The organism is Streptacidiphilus sp. EB103A (assembly GCF_041261405.1).
Taxonomy (GTDB): domain Bacteria; phylum Actinomycetota; class Actinomycetes; order Streptomycetales; family Streptomycetaceae; genus Streptacidiphilus.
In genome coordinates, this window is sequence record NZ_JBGCAQ010000002.1 from 428,952 (window position 1) to 445,894 (window position 16,943).

At 70.6% G+C, this 16,943-nt stretch carries 13 protein-coding genes; 10 read left to right on the plus strand and 3 right to left on the minus strand.

Annotated elements, in window-relative coordinates:
- Positions 1-30 precede the first annotated feature (30 nt).
- Complete coding sequence (locus tag ABH941_RS04860) at positions 31-609, minus strand: TetR/AcrR family transcriptional regulator (RefSeq protein ID WP_370127306.1); 579 nt, start codon at positions 607-609, stop codon at positions 31-33.
- A gap of 293 nt (positions 610-902) precedes the next feature.
- Between ABH941_RS04860 and ABH941_RS04865 the strand changes: the two genes are divergently transcribed.
- The 3 genes from ABH941_RS04865 (at position 903) to ABH941_RS04875 (ending at position 3,818) form a co-directional block, all read left to right on the plus strand.
- Positions 903-1,976, plus strand: a complete 1,074-nt coding sequence (locus tag ABH941_RS04865; RefSeq protein WP_370127307.1) for an NAD-dependent epimerase/dehydratase family protein — start codon at positions 903-905, stop codon at positions 1,974-1,976.
- Positions 1,973-3,037, plus strand: a complete 1,065-nt coding sequence (locus tag ABH941_RS04870) for a zinc-binding dehydrogenase (RefSeq protein ID WP_370127308.1) — start codon at positions 1,973-1,975, stop codon at positions 3,035-3,037. Before ABH941_RS04865 ends, ABH941_RS04870 begins: the two co-directional genes overlap by 4 nt.
- 118 nt (positions 3,038-3,155) lie before the next feature.
- On the plus strand, positions 3,156-3,818 hold the full coding sequence (locus ABH941_RS04875; protein ID WP_370127309.1) for a GNAT family N-acetyltransferase: 663 nt from the start codon (positions 3,156-3,158) through the stop codon (positions 3,816-3,818).
- A 62-nt stretch (positions 3,819-3,880) separates the two neighbouring features.
- Here ABH941_RS04875 and ABH941_RS04880 read toward each other — a convergent pair whose 3' ends face one another.
- Positions 3,881-6,646, minus strand: a complete 2,766-nt coding sequence (locus tag ABH941_RS04880; RefSeq protein WP_370127310.1) for an AAA family ATPase — start codon at positions 6,644-6,646, stop codon at positions 3,881-3,883.
- Between the two features lie 224 nt (positions 6,647-6,870).
- Here ABH941_RS04880 and ABH941_RS04885 point away from each other — a divergent pair, with 224 nt between their 5' ends.
- From ABH941_RS04885 to ABH941_RS04915, 7 genes are read left to right on the plus strand one after another with little or no spacing between them, the layout of a single operon-like run.
- Positions 6,871-9,594 (plus strand): phosphoenolpyruvate synthase, encoded by a 2,724-nt coding sequence (locus ABH941_RS04885; protein ID WP_370127311.1) that lies wholly within the window; start codon positions 6,871-6,873, stop codon positions 9,592-9,594.
- Positions 9,595-9,649: 55 nt separating this feature from the next.
- Positions 9,650-11,368, plus strand: a complete 1,719-nt coding sequence (locus ABH941_RS04890; RefSeq protein WP_370127312.1) for a nucleotidyltransferase domain-containing protein — start codon at positions 9,650-9,652, stop codon at positions 11,366-11,368.
- Positions 11,369-11,379: 11 nt separating this feature from the next.
- Positions 11,380-12,465 (plus strand): SDR family oxidoreductase, encoded by a 1,086-nt coding sequence (locus ABH941_RS04895; protein WP_370127313.1) that lies wholly within the window; start codon positions 11,380-11,382, stop codon positions 12,463-12,465.
- Complete coding sequence (locus tag ABH941_RS04900) at positions 12,462-13,454, plus strand: nucleoside-diphosphate kinase (RefSeq protein ID WP_370127314.1); 993 nt, start codon at positions 12,462-12,464, stop codon at positions 13,452-13,454. The genes ABH941_RS04895 and ABH941_RS04900 overlap by 4 nt, the downstream gene beginning before the upstream one ends.
- Positions 13,455-13,479: 25 nt before the next feature.
- Positions 13,480-14,463 carry a ScbA/BarX family gamma-butyrolactone biosynthesis protein gene (locus tag ABH941_RS04905; RefSeq protein WP_370127315.1) on the plus strand — a complete coding sequence of 328 codons (984 nt, stop codon included), beginning with the start codon at positions 13,480-13,482 and terminating at the stop codon, positions 14,461-14,463.
- A gap of 11 nt (positions 14,464-14,474) precedes the next feature.
- On the plus strand, positions 14,475-15,371 hold the full coding sequence (locus tag ABH941_RS04910; protein WP_370127316.1) for a hypothetical protein: 897 nt from the start codon (positions 14,475-14,477) through the stop codon (positions 15,369-15,371).
- A 37-nt stretch (positions 15,372-15,408) separates the two neighbouring features.
- Positions 15,409-16,122, plus strand: a complete 714-nt coding sequence (locus ABH941_RS04915) for a nitroreductase family protein (protein WP_370127317.1) — start codon at positions 15,409-15,411, stop codon at positions 16,120-16,122.
- On the opposite strand, the gene ABH941_RS04920 is transcribed toward ABH941_RS04915, so the two are convergent.
- Entirely contained in the window at positions 16,106-16,939 is an 834-nt protein-coding gene (locus tag ABH941_RS04920; RefSeq protein WP_370127319.1) for an aldo/keto reductase, read from the minus strand. The genes ABH941_RS04915 and ABH941_RS04920 overlap by 17 nt on opposite strands.
- Positions 16,940-16,943 lie beyond the last annotated feature (4 nt).

A 16,943-nucleotide genomic window follows, 5' to 3' on the forward strand; every position in this document is an offset into this window, starting at 1 on the left:
CGGCCCTTCACCGGACTTCATCGACACCGCTCAGGGCCGGGCCCGGATTCCCTCGTAAAGAAGGTCGAGCACCCGGCTCACCTGATCGCGGTCCTCGAGCACAGGCGCGACCATGGCGATACCGCTGAGGGACACCACCACATCGTCCGGTTCGACCTCGGGACGCGTGGCCCCCGCCGCCGCGGTTGCCGCCAGCAGCGTGCCGACCGCTTCATCGACCCGCCCGCGGCTCTGCGCGAACGGGTCCCTGCCCGCGGCCACGACGGCTTCGAGCGCCTCCGTCAGGCCGATCTTGGTGGCCCAGTAGTCGACGAACCGGTCCATCCAGATCCGCAGGGCGTCCTGGGGCGGCACCTGCTCCAGCAGTTCCGCGGCCCCGGCGCACACCGCGTCCAGTTCCGAGCGGTAGGCCGCCTCGATGAGGTCCTCGCGGGCCGGGAAGTGGCGGTAGACGGTGCCGACACCGACGCCGGCCTGCTTGGCGATCTCAGTGAAGGGGACGTCGGGACCCCGCTCGACGAACAGGCGCAGCGCCGCCTCGAGGATCAGGGCGCGATTGCGCTGCCCGTCCGCGCGTGGTCTGCGCCGCGTCGTGTCGGTTCTGGTCACAGTCACCCCTAGGAAGCGGAATCCATTCCATTTTCATGGTACGTCCCGGGGCCTTGGTCCCAGGCCAGGGGCAGAACGAACGGCCGGGGGTCGGCCCCCGGAGTGCTGGGCATGTCCCGCGCGCACCCGGGCTTCGCGTCCCGGCCGGTCGAACCCCACTTGTATCCGGAACATATTCCGGTTAACTTTGTCTTACCGGACCAGATTCCGGATAACGATTGCCGCCCGACGGGCAAGGCCGAACAAGCAGCCGACCGGTGCGGGCACCACTCCACGGTGAAGGACTGAACGCAATGAACACAGAAGACCTCTCATTCCCCGAGGACGAGAAGGTGCTGGTCACCGGCGGCAGCGGTTTCGTCGGCGCGCACACGGTCACATGCCTGCTGGGCGAGGGGCATCGGATCCGGGTGGCCGTCCGGGGGCCCGCACAGGAGGCTCAGGTGCTGGCGGCGCTCCGGCAGGCCGGGGTCGATCGGGCGGACCTGCTGGAGTTCGCGGTCGCGGACCTCAGCGCCGACGACGGCTGGGCGCAGGCCATGGACGGGATCGCGCACGTCCTGCACCACGCGTCGCCCTTCCCGCCCACTCCTCCCGAGACGGAGGACGAGGTCATCCGCCCCGCCCGCGACGGCGCGCTGCGGGTGATCGGCGCCGCCCGCAGCGCCGGGATCCCTCGGGTCGTGATGACGTCCTCCTTCGCCGCGGTCGGTTACACCCTGACGCCCGACGACCACTACACGGAGGAGAACTGGACCGACCCGGCCACCCCCGGGCTGCCCGCTTACCACAAGTCGAAGGTGCTGGCCGAGGCGGCGGCGTGGGACTACGTCAAGACCAACGGGGGCATCGAGCTGGTGGTCGTCAACCCGACCGGCATCTTCGGCCCCCAGCTCGTGGACCGGCCCTCAGGCTCCATCGGACTGATCAGGGCTCTCCTGGCCGGCGAGATGTCCGTGGTGCCGGTCTGGAACTTCGGCGTCGTCGACGTGCGTGACGTCGTGGACCTGCATCTGCGCGCGATGCTGCACCCGAACGCGGCCGGCGAGCGATTCCTCGCCAACAGCGGATCTTCGAGCCTGTTCAAGATCGCGAACATCCTTCGCGAGCAGTTCCCCGCCGCGGCCGACCGGCTGCCGGCGACGGAACTGACCATCGAGCAGGTACGCGAGGCCGCGAAGACCGAGCCCGCGCTGAAGGACGCCGCCGTTCTGGAGGGCCGGATCCCCGACATCAGCCACAAGAAGGCCAGTTCGGTCCTCGGCTGGGAGCCCATGGACGTCAGGGACACCATCGTGGCAACCGCGGACGCCCTGATCGAGCTGGGCGCGGTCACCCTGCCGGAGCCGGGCAGCTCCACGTCGTGACCGACGATCCCCTCATGGAGAAGGTCGAGCAGAGTATGGGTTCCGGAGTGAATGATCAAGCAGTCATCCGAGAGGTCCGGGTCGCACGCCGCCCGCAAGGCACTGTGCGACCCGAGGACTTCGTCCTCGCGGAGGCTGCCCCGCTGCCACAGCTCAGCGACGGCCAGGTGCGGGTTGCGCTGCGGCGCCTGGGAATGAACGCCGGCATGGCCGACGGAATGCGTGAACGCACCAACTCCGGCCGCCCCGGCATGGCGCTGGGCGCGGTGCCTCGCAGTGACGCCGTGCTGGAGGTCCTGGAATCGCGCAGCGACGCATTCGCCCCCGGCGATCTGGCCGTCCGCTCCTGGTCTCCGTGGCGGGAAATGGACGTCGTGGACGCGGACGAGCTGCGCCGTGTCCCGGCGGAGCGCGCCGACCTGCCGCTGGAGAGCCACCTGACGGTGCTCGGTCACGTCGGCTTCACGGCGTGGGTCGGCATGGTGCGCGTTGGAGAGGTCCGCGAGACGGACACGGTCTACGTGTCCGGCGCCGCGGGCGGCGTGGGCAGCTGCGCCGTGCAGTTCGCCGCAGCGCACGGAGCCCGGGTGATCGCCAGCGCGGGATCCCCGCAGAAAGTCGCCCTGCTCCAGGAGCTGGGCGCAGACGCGGCCGTCGACTACCACGACGGGCCGACCGTCGAACTGCTCCGCGCCATGGCGCCGGACGGCATCGACCTGTTCTTCGACAACGTGGGCGGAGACCAGCTCGAAGCAGCCCTCGACACGCTCCGTCTCCGGGGCCGCGCTGTGCTGTGCGGAGCGGTCTCCCAGTACGGGCGTGAAGGCACGGGCCCAAGAAACTACCTCCGCATGATCTACCAGGAACTCACCCTGTACGGGTTCACCGTCACCGAGCACGAGGATCTGCGCCCGGCCTTCGAACGTGAGGCTATCCGGCTCGTCCGTGACGGTCGCCTGATCAGCATCCATACCGTCCTGAACGGCTTCGACCGCATCCCGGAGGCGTTCAGCGCCCTGCAGACCGGCGGCAACCGCGGCCGCATGATCGTCGCTGCGTGACCGGGGCCGCAGACCGTCCATCAGGGAAGCCGTAACTACCTCAACCACCATCACGCACGCGAGTCGCTGGCAAACTGTCGGAAGCGATCCAACGCTCCCTGGGGGAAGGGCGACCGCAATGTCCCGGCTCGGACGACGGCCCCAGTGCGAAGGCGGGCGGCACCGACTGTCCACGGAGCGGCTCACTCTCCGTACTCCTGTCGATGCCCTGGACCAGTTCGGGACCGCGATGGGGGCGTGCGACGCCGATGCACAGCACTGGCTCGGCTGGGGGCGTCAACCGCCCGACGCCGGCGCCAGGGCGCTGCTGCTGAATGTGTCGGACCGCACCCCCGCACGGGTCCGCCGACGCCTGAACCAGCGGCTTGCATCTCCGCCGTTGCCGTCGGACGATGACCAGCTCTTCCTCGCCGCTCTCTACGACGCCGACGGCAGGTACGCGGGCGCTGCAGGCGTGAACCTGCGTACCACGGAGATCGGCGGTTGGCTGGCTCCTCACTTCCGGGGCTTCGGACTTGGCCGGGAACTCTTCGGCGGAGCAGCTGAGTTCGCTCACGACCATCTCGGGATCCCGGTCGTGCGGGCTGGTGTGCAGTTGGACAACTGGGCCTGCCGGGCGGCGCTTGCCTCGGCTGGGTTCACCACAGCACAGGGGCCGGCCACCCATACGCTCCCCGATGGACGCGTGATCAACTCCCGTTGGTACGAGCATCGTTCACCGAGCCCCGGCATCTGCGGCCGAAGCCCAGGAGCGAGCACGCCGTGGGTCCGCGACGCGTGAGCCGGTGCGTGGGCTGTCGTCAGCTGGTCCCACATCAGTGGTCAGTGGTCAGCGGTCAGCGGTCAGCGGTGGGCGAAGGTTCTCGGGCCGGCCATGGTGCCGTCGACGAGGTCGCGGAGCTGGGAGCGGGCGGTGACCCCCAGCTTGGGAAAGGACCGGTAGAGGTGTGAACTGACGGTGCGTGGGGAGAGCAGCAATCGCTCGCCGATCTCGCGGTTGGTCAGTCCACGGGCGGCCAGGTGCACGATCTGCTGTTGCTGCGGGGTGAGTGCCCGCAGTGTCGGCGGAGCGCTGGTGGCCTCGCGAACCCCGACCGCGCGCAGTTCGGACAGCGTGCGATCGGTCCACGGCTGGGCGCCCAGCCTGCGGAAGGTCTCCAGTGCGGCGGCCAGCAACGGGCGTGCCTGGCTCGGACGGAATTGCCGACGCAGCCATTCCGCGTAGTCCAACTGCGTCAGAGCATGCTCGAACGGCCGGTCCTCGCTGGACGGCTCGTCGAGCGCGGCTCGGAAGTGGCGTTCGGCATCGTCGGGGCCGGCCAGCAGCGCCCTTGCCCGTGAGAGCAGGGCGCGTTGACGTGGTGAGGCGTGCTCCAGGTGGCGCGTCGCCCGGTTCACGACCGTGAGCGCGCTGTCACGTCGCCCGCCGCGAACCGCTGCCGCGGCGAGATCGGCCAGGCCCACGGCGGACGCGTGGTAGTGCACTGGTGATCCGTCGGCGGTGAACATCATGCGGAACTGGTCGAACGCGGTCTCATGGTCGCCCTGCGCCGCTGCTGCGATCCCCAGCGCCCAGCGGGCCCGGACGATCACGAAGGTGTCCCGTGTCGTCACGCAGGCCAGCGCTTCCATGGCCGATTCCCGTGCCGCCCCGGAGTCCCCCCGGAGGGCGAGGACGGCGGCGTCGAGTGTCAACGCCGATGGCGCCCGGTGCGGGGGCCTGGCTTCGGCTGCCGCGCGGATCGAGCCGTTCGCGATGTCCCGTGCCCGCGTCCACTGGCCGTCCTCCAGACAGGCCCAGCCCGCGACGCAGCGGAGCGCGTCCGGCAGTCTCGCTGACGCGGGCGAGGATTGTGCCGCCGTGCCGAACAGGGAGACGGCCAGCGCGGTTTCGTCGAGCACCCAGGCGACGGTGGCCAGGGCGGTCAGCGGCCCGGACCCGGATGGTCCGGCCGAGACCAGCCTGCGCAGTTCGGAGAGGTTCGCCGCTCTGTCGGACGGAGGATCGGTCGCTGCCCGGATCCAGAGTTCCGCCAGCCCGCCGTCGTGCTGCTTCGGCGTCCCACTCAGCGGCGTCCCACTCAGCGGCGTGCTGCCCAGCAGGGACAGCACGCGCCGGAAGTCGTCTCGCTGGGAGACATCCCCGTGGTAGTAGCCGACCAGGGCTGCTGTGGCGAGGGCCTCCAGCGCCGGTGCCGGGTGGAGCCGCGCGAGGGTCTCGGCCGTGCGCAGCAGCAGCGGGTAGGCGAGAGTGCGGCGGGGGGTGAGGGCGAGCGCCTGGCCCCGGCGCAATGCGGCGAGTGCGAGCTGCACGGGGTCGTCGGTGAGTGAGTCGACCCGGGCGGTCAGCTCCTCGACCCAGCCCGTGTCGCCGGTGAGGATCGCGATGCCGGCGGCCCGGGTGAACCGCCGTGCGGCGTCACGGGTTTCGGGGCTGAGTTCGCCGGCCTGCTGGAGCGCCTGGGCCGCCGCCGCGAAGCCGCCCCGCTGCTGGACCTGACCGGCAGTGCGCTCCAGTGCCTGGGCCACGCCCTCGTCGGGGCCGCTGCTCGCGGCGGCCAGATGCCGGGTGCGTCGGTCCGGGACATCGTGCAGTGCCTCGGCCCAGCTGAGGTGGGCCAGGTGGCGTTCCGGCGGGGTCGCGGCGTGGTAGACGGCGGACCGGATGAGCGGGTGGCGGAACCGGACCTGGCCGTCGCGGACGCGGACCAGGCCGGCCTTCTCCGCGGGCAGCCACACCTCGGGTGCGACGCCGTCCGGGGTGCCGGTGTCGGTGGCCGCCAGCAGCAGTGCCTGCCGGGTGGCACCGGGCAGTTCGTCCAGCGTCGCGCCGTAGACCTGTTCCAGCCGGTCGGTGAGCGGCAGCGGTCCGGCCGGTGCGAGCGCGCGCTCGCAGCCGGAGCCCATTTTCGCGAACTCGACCAGCGCCAGGGGGTTACCCGCCGCCTCGGCCAGGATGCGTGGTCGGAGGCGACCGGCGGGTCGTCGGGGCTGCGCGTCGAGGAGCTGGTTCGCGGCGACCGCATCGAGCGGCCCCAGGTCGACAACCGGTTGGTTGTGAGCGTACGCGAGGGGCCGGGCCCCGCTGCGGACGGCGCTGAGCATCATGATCCGCTCGCCGTTCAGCCTCCTGGCCACGAACCCGAGCACTTCCAGCGAGTCCTGGTCCAGCCATTGCGCGTCGTCGACCACGAGCAGCACGGGACGGGTGTCGGCCAGGTCCGACAGCAGGCTGAGGACCGCGATGCCGATGATCAGCTGACCGGGCTCCGCAGGCCCGGCGGTGATCCCGAAGGCGCCCAGCAGGGCGTCGCGTTGCCGCTCCGGAAGGCCCTCCGCCCGGTCCAGCACCGGCTTGAGGAGCTGGTGCAGGCCCGCGAAGGCCAGGTCGGTCTCCTGCTGGCTGCCTTCGGCCCGGAGCACCTGGAGACCGGTCTCGCGAGCGTGCCGGACCTCCCTGTCGAGGAGCGTGCTCTTGCCCATTCCCGACTCGCCGGCAATGACGAGGGCGTGCCCGGTTCCGTGCGAAGGGTGCAGCACGCTTCTGATCCGGGCGGCTTCGAGGTCACGACCCACGATCGTGTTGCCGGAGATGGGTGGAGCGGTCAAGAACGACTCCTGTCCGTGCACAGGGACTGGCGGGCCGGAGGGCTGGCTGGGGCGTCAACTCTAGCTCCGGGTCCTGGTGTGGGACTTCAGCAATCTCCCTAGATGTCCGCGCTGGGAACGCGGGTGCAGTCACATGACTGACTCGAACCCGCGATCACCGACCGCAGACTGCCTCGACAGGCCGTCCTACCTCACCCCGGACGCAGAATCGGAGGAAGTCCAGCATGATGTCAGCCACGGCAGGATCAGCAGTTCCGCCGCTGCGCATTCTGACGCCCAGGAGCGATGCGGATGAGTTCGCGCGGTCCGCCGGCGGCAAGGGCCGCAACCTGCAGGTGCTCACCGCCGCCGGGTTCCAGGTTCCGCGCTGGGCGGTGATCGGTCTCGACGTCTTCGCCGAGTTCGCCCGCGGCAGCGGCCTCGCAGAGGAGTTGGAGCTGCTGCTGGGGGACGGCTGGGAGCAGCAGCCTGCGGCGGTCGCCACGAAGATCGCCGAACTCATCGGGGCGGCGCCCATGGACGGCCGCGTCGCCGCCGCCCTCGCTTCGGCATACGAGCTGGCCGGAGCGGGTCCGGTGGCGGTCCGCTCCTCCGGTGCGGAAGAGGACGGCGCGGAGCACTCCTTCGCGGGCCAGTTCGACAGCTTCCTCAACGTCTCCGGGCTGGAGCAGGTGACGGCGCAGGTCCGCAGCTGCTGGGCCTCCGGCTTCTCCGAGCGGTCACTGCACTACCGGTCGCAGCGGGGCCTGCCGCCGAGCGCGGGCGGCGTGGCGGTCATCGTCCAGCAGATGGTGGCCGCTGAGCGGAGCGGCGTGCTGTTCACTGCCGATCCGACGACCGGCAGCACCGGCTCGTACGTGGTCAGCTCGGTGTACGGGCTCGGCGAAGGACTGGTCTCGGGCGCTGTGGACGCCGACACCGTGGTCCTGGACGCCGCCAGCGGGGAGCCGGTCCACACGGTGATCGGCGGCAAGGAAGAGAGCTACCGCGCTGCTGCGGGGCCGGGTTGCGTGGTCGAGGAGGTGCCGTCCGCCGACCGCGAGGTACTGTCGGTGACTGCGGACGATCTTGCCGGCCTGCACCGGATCGGAGTCCTGGCGACGCAGCTGTACGGGGCGCCGCAGGACATCGAGTGGGCGATCGCCGCAGGCACCGTCTGGGTCCTGCAGAGCCGGCCCGTCACCACTCCGCTCCAGGAATCCCCGCAGGCCGGACCCGAGGCCGAACCCGAGGGCGAACTGCGGATCTGGGACAACTCGAACATCATCGAGAGCTACAGCGGGATCGTCTCACCGCTCACCTACAGCTTCGCGGCGGACACCTATGCGAAGGTCTACGAGCACTACGCCCGCGCGCTGAACGTGTCGGGGGACCAGCTCCGGCAGCTGCAGGAGTGGACGCCCCAGATGCTGGGCTACTTCCACGGCCGGGTGTACTACAACCTTTTCCACTGGTACCGCATGGTGCGGCTGGCGCCGCTCTATCCGCTGACCCGGCGGGTGCTCGAATTCTCCCTCGGAGTCGAGGAGAGCCTTTCCGACGAAATGGCCTCCGAACTCCATCCGTTCACTTCCCCGCCGGGCCTGCGCGGCCGTATCTCACGGTCGATCAGATACGCCGTGTTCACCTACAGATTCCTCGCCATGGGGAGGTCCGTCGACGCTTTCCTGCGGAGTTTCTACCAGGCATACGACGTCTTCAACCATGTCGACTACGACGCGCTGCCGGGCGAGGAGACCTATCGCCGGTTCCGTCGGCTGCAGCGGGAGCTGATCGAGAAATGGGGCCCGATGATGGCCCTGGACGCCACGATCCTGCTCTCCGTCGGCCTGCTGACCCTGCTGACCCGACGCTGGCTGCCCGATGCGCCCGAGTGGTTCACCCTGGCGGCCGCCGCCCCCGGCAAGGGACTGGAGTCCGCGGAGCCGGTGCAGGCGCTCGCCGAGATGGCCGCGCTCGTCCGCGCCGACGAGCCGCTGCGGGAGCTGATCGAGCGTACCGCTGACGGCGAGCTGTACCAGGCCCTGCAGGACGGTGGGCACACCGCGATGCTGGCCGCCGTCGACGCCTACATCGACGCGTACGGCTACCGCAGCCCGGACGAGCTCAAACTCGAAGTGCCCGACCTGAGCGAGGACCCGACCGGCCTGTTCACCCTGCTGCGCGGCGCCCTGCCGGAGGCGGGTCCGGACCGTGGCGCGGACGCCGACGACTACCTCGACCAGCGCCTGCGCGGCCCGCGCCGCTGGGTCTACGACCTCGTGCGCGGCAAGACCCGCAGGTCGCTCGCCGACCGCGAGCGGCTGCGCTTCTGCCGCACCAGGGCCTTCGGCGCCGCCAAGCGGATGCTGCGGGCGATGGGTCGCGATCTGGCCAGGATTCAGGCGATCGACGCCTGGGACGATGTCTTCCTGCTGCGTCTGGAGGAACTGCGCGGGGCCTTCGAGGGCTCGATCGCGCACGCCGAGCTCAGGGAACTGGTCGTGGTGCGCAGGCGGCAGCTGGCCGAGGACGCCGAACTCCGCGCCCCGTCGAGGTTCACCACCCATGGCGCGCCGTACTGGCGCGGCAACCTCGAACGCGCCGGCTGGACCGCGGACGGCGCGGTGCGCAGCGGAGCACGCGAGTTCCGCGGCACCGCCTCGTGCCCCGGGGTCGTCGAGGGCCTGGCGGTGGTCACCGATGCCCCGCGCGACATCGGCGGCGGCATCATGCTGACCTACCGGACCGACCCCGGCTGGGTGTCCGCCCTGTCCTCCGCCGCTGCGCTGGTCATCGAGCGCGGCAGCCCGCTGACCCACGTCGCCGTCGTGGCACGCGAGCTCGGCATCCCCACGGTGGTCCAGGTCAAGAACATCACCACGGAGATCAGCTCCGGGACGCTGCTGCGGGTCGACGGCGGCGCCGGCACGGTGACCGTGCTGGCCGTTCCTGATGGAACGTCATGAATTCGGAGACTCCCAGGACTTTCGAGACTCCCAGGACCAGGACGGAGGCGTTCGCGTGATCCTCAGCGAGGACTACCTGCAAGGACTGCTGGACAAGGCGCTGGCCGAGCTACGGCCCGGCGACGAGTGGGCCGTGGTGCTCGAAGGCTCGATCGCCGAGGGATTCGGCAATCCCTCCTCGGACATCGACTTCCTGCTCATCGGCCGCGACGAGAACGACCTGCCCACGATGCCCTCGCTGCTCTTCGTGGACGGCCGCCGGGTCGAGGTCCGGACCCGCACGGTGCGCCAGATCGCAGAGCAGTTCGCGGAGTTGCAGGCCGGAGCCAAGCGGGTCGCCAGGATTCCGGAGGACCTGCTGAACCGCTGCCAGCGGCTGCTGAACAGCTTCCCGCTGCGCGGCCACGCGCTGGTGGACGAGATCAAGGGCCTGCTGCCGGCCGAGCAACTGCGCCGGACAGCCGCCGACTGGTGGGAGCACTACGCACGGCAGTCGCACCGGCAGGCGATGGCCCTGGTGTGCCTCGGAGAGTCGGAGGAAGCCGTCGACTGGGCCCGGGCCGGGCTGGTGCAGGTGGTCAAGGCGTGGGCGGCCGGGCAGGGGGAGACCTACCTGGAGCCGAAGTGGCTGTCCATGCAGCTGGACCGGGTCAATCGACCCGAGGTCCGCGAGCGCTACTGGTCCTTGGAGTCCTCCGCCCGCGACCTGCCCGCGGCGGACTACGTCGCCGCCTGCGTCGCGTTGGCCGAGGACCTGGGGATCAGCGGCATCCAGTGGCGACCCGACCGGCTCACCGTCGAACGCAGAGCGGGAGTGACCACCTGGCAGACCGGCGAGCGGGTCCAGGTGATCCGTGGCCGGCGAGACGTGTTCGCACTCGGCCCGCAGGCCGGGCAGGTGTGGCGTTCCCTCGTCCTCGGCAGGCCGCTGCCGCAGGTGCTGGCCGGCGCCGAGGCGACCGGGGTCGGAGCGGCCGGCTCGCTGCTGGCGGACTTCCTGAGACTCGGACTGGTCCGGCTCGCCTGGAAGGGCGGCGGCACGGTCACCCCCGCGCTGCCGCTCTGCGCGCCACCGGGCCCGATCACCCCACCGCCCAGCACCGCGCAGCCGCTGCTCACCGTCCGCGGCGCCGCCGTCACCGCTGTCGACAGCATCGACCTGGTACCGCTCCCGGCCGAACGGTTCGCGGCGGCCGCGATGGCCCTGGTGTGGTCCAACGTCCTGGTCGAGAACGCCAGGGAGGATCTCGCGGGCGCCCTGCAGCGGGGTCAGTGGCGAGTGGCCGAACTGACCGCCCGCCGCGCTCTCCAGGCGGCCCTGCGCGGCCTGTTCAGCGCCTACGGGGTCAACCCGCTGCCGGCCGACTCGGACCTGATCCGCCGGCTGACCCTGCTGCCCTCCAGCACCCGGCAGATCCGGGACCTCGCGACCCGCCTGGACCAGCTGACCATCGACACGCCCGAACACGGCTCGGCCGTGCTGGCGGAGCTGGAGGCCTTCGTCGATCTGGTCCGGGGGATCACCGGGGCCGACGCGTTCCCCGACTCGTTCGACTCGGCCGACGGCTGGCGGGCCACCTTGGAGATCGGCTACGACTGGCTGCGCCTCGGCGCGCATGTGGGCGCCGACCTGCCGATCCAGGAGGCCCGCGACCTGATCGCCAGCAGCGGGGCCCAACCTCATCTCTCGGCGCAGAGCCCGCCTGTCGGCCCGACCACTGGAGTACCCATGACCCTGCGGCAGTCCAATCCTGAGCACGGGCAGAACAGCTGATGGCGGATGGGATGACCGTGCTGGTCACCGGCGCGAGCGGGCTCGTCGGTGCCGAGGTGACCGCGAGGCTGGCCAAGGCCGGGCACTCGGTGCTGGCCCTGCTGCACAGCAATGCGGATGTGGTCCGCAACAACGGGACCAGGCTGAAGCCGAAACCCCGGACGCTGACCCACCTCAGCGGGGACATCACCCGTTCCGGACTCGGTCTCTCCGCCGAGGACCTGCACCGCGTCGCCGCCGTCGACCGGATCGTCCACTGCGCGGCCATCACCGACTTCGGCCGCCCTGACCAGGAGTACCAGCGCGTCAACGTGGCCGGGACCGAGCAGGTGCTGGCCCTGGCCCGGGCCGGTCGAGTGCCCCTGGTGCACGTGAGCACCGCGTACGTGTGCGGCGAGCGGGACGGGGTCGCTCGCGAGGACGAGCTTGACGTCGGCCAACTCCCGGGCAACGACTACGAGAAGAGCAAACTGCAAGGGGAGATCCTGGTACGCCGGGCAGCCGAGGACGGCCTGCCGGTGGCCGTCGTCCGGCCGAGCATCGTGGTGGGTGCCGAACGCAGCGGCTGTGTCCGCGAGTTCAAGACCATCTACCCCATCCTCAAGCTGGTCACCAAGGGCCTGGTCAGGTCCATGCCCGGGCACTACGACGCGGCCCTGGACCTCGTGCCGGTGGACTACGTCGCGGACCTGGTGACCGAGGCGGCGACCCGCTTCGCCGAGGCCGAGGGCCGCACCCTGCACGCCATCGGCCGACCGCTGACGCTGCGGGACTTCTCCGACGTGCTCGCCGAGTACCCCTCGTTCCAGGTGCCGAGGTTCGTCCCGCCCTCCGCGTTCTCCGCCGACGCACTGCCACCGGTGGAACGTGCCTACCACCAACGGGTGATCTCGCTCTACGAGACCTACTTCTCGCGCCGTATCCGCTTCGACGACCGCGTGGCAGCCGCCTTCTCCAGCCGCCCAGCACCCGGCGGGGGCCGCCCGTACCTGCGCCGGCTGCTCGACCACTGCCTGAAGTCCGGCTACCTGGGCGCCGCGCCCGTGCCGGACTCCGTCCCGGCGCTCGCCGGACTCGACGAGAGGACCCGGGTATGAACCCTGCGCTGATGACCCCTGCGTTGACGTATGGAATCGAGGTGTCGCCGCTGCTGAGCCGCGATCCCGAGAAGCGTCGACTCTACGGTGCCGATACCTACTTCCAGGAGAGCTTCGAACAACTCGACGCGCTGACCGATGATGTGGCGCACTTCGCCAACCGGCACGCGGCTCTGCTGCTCAAGCCCGACGCGGTGGCCGCCCGCCGGCTCCTTCCGGCCATCGACTGGCTGGCCGAACAGGGCTTCCGCATTGTCGCCGCCGAGCCGACGAGGCTCACCAGGACGATGATCCGCTCGCTCTGGTACTTCCAGTGGAACCTCGCCACCCCGTACCGACGGCGGCTCGCCCGGCTCTTCCTCGGCAGCACGGACTCCCTGGTCCTCGTCGTCCGCCCCGAGTCCGACTTCGAGCCCGTGTCCGGGGCCGGGCCGGAGTCCGCGATCGACGTGCCGACGTCGGTGCGGCTCACCGCGCTGAAGGGCCCGACCGACCCGGACGCCAGGGTTCCCGGCCAGCTGCGGCACCTGCTCGGCCGCTACAGCTACCTGCTGAACCTGGTGCACACCCCGGACGAACCCGCCGATGTGCTGCGCGAGCTCGCCGTCCACTTCGACGACGAGCGCCGCGAGCAGATCTACCGCTCCGCGCTCAGGGGCCGGGACTGTTCCGAGCGGGCCCGCATGCTCGCCGATCAGCTCTACGCCCAGTGCACGCCCCGCGACCTCGACTTCGAGCCGGCCGTGGACCGGCTGCGCCGCGCGGCGTCGAAGCATCCGCAGCTCGACCCGGCGGCCGCCCCCCGGCAGCTGCTGGAGGCCGCTTGGAACCACGGCGTGGAGCTCGACCCCTGGGACGCCGTCATCGTCGGGTCCCGGGTCCTCCCGATGAGGCAGGAGGGCCGCGCACCGGTGCTCGACGGCGCCGGCGTCGACGACTGGCTGCGGCACCTGGCCGAACTGAACGCAGCCCCGACGCCGGGGCGATGAGCCGCAGAGATCCGAGGAGGAATGCATGGAGTTCACCCGGACGCTGCCGAGATGGCTGGTGCACCGAGCGGCGATCGCCGAGGTCCTGCTGACCGACGCGCACCGCCGCGACGACGACAGCTACCACCTGGCCGCACAACTCCCGCGCGCCCACGCCTTCTACGGAGACACCCTCGGCCCGCGGACCAGCTACGACCCGATGCTGCTGCTGGAGGTCGCCAGGCAGGGCATCTTCGTCCTCGGACACCGGTTCTTCGGAGTCCCGGAGGGATATCAGTTCATCCTCCGAACCGTTGAGTTCGACGTCCTCGACCTGACCGCCCTGGCGCCGCCCAAGGACGTCCCGACCCACGTCGTGGTCGGCTGCCAGGTCGAGCGCCGACTTCGCGGGCGAACGGGCGTGACCGGCCTGGTCGTGCGCTACACCATGGTCATCGACGACCGCGAAGCCATGGCGGTCAGGATCAACTACTCCTGGATGCCGCCGGAGCAGTGGACGGCCGTGCGAGCGACGCGGAGAAGCACACTGGGACTGCCGGCGACGCCGTCCGTCCCGTGGCAGGAGCCGCGGATCGACGCCCGGCTGGTGGACCGCCGCGACCCGGACAACGCGGTGATCTCGCCGCCGCGATCCATCGAGAACGGTGGGCAGGCCGCGACCCTGGTGGTCGACACCTCGCACGCGACGATGTTCGACCACCGCCTCGACCACGTGCCCGGGATGCTCGAACTGGAGGCGTTCCGGCAGCTCGCCCTCACCGCGGCCGTCGACTCGGGAGTGCTGCCGACGCCCACGGCCCTTCTGGTCGGCCTGTCGGCGCGGTTCCGCTCGCTCGCGGAGCTCGACCTGTCCGCGGAGTGCCGGACCGGTCCGGTCCGGCCCGGCGAGGAGATCCACTGCTCCATGCACCAAGCCGGGACGGTGGTCGCCGAAGCGCGGGTGAGGCTCGCCGACCGGTCTCGGCCCGACCTGGCAGAGGCATGTTCGCCACTCTTCGCCCGAGCTTGAGAGGACCGCACGTGACCACCGCCGCCGTCCAGGCACCGGCCCGACTGGGCCGGTTCGTGCTGCAGATGTTTCGGCCGCACATCTACGCCACCTACGGGCTGCTCTGGGCACTCGCTCTGGAAGGCTCGGCCGTCACCCTGTCGGGTGGGGCCTGGCGCGTCTCCGCAGCGACTGCGGTGCGGGTGGTCAGCGTCGTGCTGGCCCTGCTGTTCCTGCGCATGCTGGACGAGCAGAAGGACCTCGCGTACGACCGGGTGCACCACCCGGACCGGCCGTTGGTCACCGGGGCGATCACGGTCGCCGAACTGCGCGGCGGGATGGCGGTGATCACTGCCGTCGTGGTGGGCCTGAACGCCGCGCTCTCACCCACAGCCGTGGTCCTCGTCCTCGTCGCGCTCGGCTACGGCCTGTTCCTGGCGCAGTTGGAGCGCCGGTCGACGGCGGTCCGGGAGAGCCTGCTGCTCAACCTGCTGGTCACCTACCCGGTGCAACTGCTGCTGAGCTGCTACCTGTACGCGTCGCTGGCCGCCTCCGGCGCTGTCGCGGCCGACTGGCGGGCAGTTCCGCTCGTCCTCCTCTTCGCCTGCGTCTTCCTGCACTTCGAGTTCGCGCGTAAGACCGCCTGGAGCTCCGAGCCCGGCGCACGCCTCTACTCGGCCGTGCTCGGCCCGACCGGCAGCGCGGCCCTCGCGCTGGGTCTGGCAGCCGGTGCGGTGGTCTGCGAGGTGGTGCTGTTCCGGCCCTCGACGCCGATCAGTCTGCTGCCCTGCCTGATGGCGATCCTGCCCGCATTCGGCGGATGGCGCTTCTTCGCCTCGCACAGCGGGAGTTGGCCGCTTCCCCTCGCCATGGGTTTCATCCTGGGCTCGTACCTCTCACTGGTGCTCCAGGCGGCCGTCGCGCGCTGAGACCGTTCGTACGTCATTTACGCAAGCGAGGAGACGGGTGCACCAGCTACCGAAAGACACATCCCTGACGCGGGCCGACGTCGACATCGAGCCGCTGCCCGACCTGACCTGCGACGAACTGCTGACCACCACGCGCACCGTGCGCCGAGGGCTGGACCTGGACCGCCCGGTGGACCTGGAGTTGGTCAAGGACTGCCTCCGCCTGGCCATCCAGGCGCCCAACGGTATGAACCGGCAGCGCTGGCGCTGGCTGGTGCTCACCGACCCGGCGATCCGCGCCGCCGTGGCCCGGATCTACTGCGAGGCCTACTTCCAGCGCAACGCCGGGACCCTGAACCGGCTGCACGAGGTGGACGAGGCCACCCGTCGTACGGTCTCCGGCGGACGCGAGCTGGCCGAGAAGCTGCACCAGGTACCGGTACTGGTCATCCCCTGCCTCGAATTGGACACCGAGCAGTTGCCGGCCGGCAACCAGGCCGGGGTGTGGGCCTCGCTGCTGCCCGCTGCCTGGAGCTACGCACTGGCTGCCCGCACCCGCGGCCTCGGCACCGCCTGGACGACCGTTCACCTGGACCGCGAGCGGGAGGTCGCCGAGCTGCTCGGTCTCCCACCCACCGTCCACCAGGGCGGCCTGCTGCCCACCGCCTACACCGTCAGGACCCGCTTCCGGCCCGGCCCGCGGCGCCCGTTGGATGAGGTGCTGCACATTGACCGCTGGCAGGACGCTCGGACTGTCATGGAACGTAGTTGAACGTGTCCGGGTTCGGGCCGGTGCGTTCGCCGCGGTTCAGTCCGGAGATGGCGGTCATGTCGTCGTCGGTCAGTTCGAAGTCGAACAGCGCGAAGTTCTCCTCGACCCGGGAGCGGGTGACCGACTTGGGGAACACGATGTCGCCGCGCTGCAGGTGCCAGCGCAGGGTGACCTGGGCGGCGGAGCGGCCCAGCCGCTGGGCGATCCGGGAGATCACCGGGTCGTCGAGTACCTTGCCCTGGGCGATGGGGGACCAGGCCTCGGTGGCGATGCCGTGGGCGGCGTCGAAGGCGCGCACCTCGTCCTGGGTCAGGTAAGGATGCACCTCGATCTGGTTGGCCGCCGGGACGATCTCGGTCTCGTCGAGGAGCCGACGCAGATGGTGCGGCTGGAAGTTGGAGACGCCGATGGCCCTGACGCGTCCGGAGCCGTAGATCTCCTCCATGGCCCGCCAGGTCTCGACGAAGTCGCCGACCCCCGGCAGCGGCCAGTGCACCAGGAACAGGTCCAGGTAGTCGAATCCCAGGTCGGCCAGGCTGCGGTCGAAGGCCTTGAGTGCCGCGTCGTGGGCGTGGAAGCCGTTGTTGAGTTTGCTGGTGACGAAGACGTCCTCGCGGGGCAGGCCGGACTCGCGGACCGCTTGGCCGACCTCCTTCTCGTTTCCGTACATCTCCGCCGTGTCGATATGGCGGTAGCCGACCTGGAGCGCCGCGAGGGTCGCCGCCACGGTGTCGGCGGGCTTGATCTGGAAGACGCCAAAACCGAGCTGGGGGATCTCGACCCCGTTGTTCAGGGTGACGGTGGGAACTGTGTTCACGAGG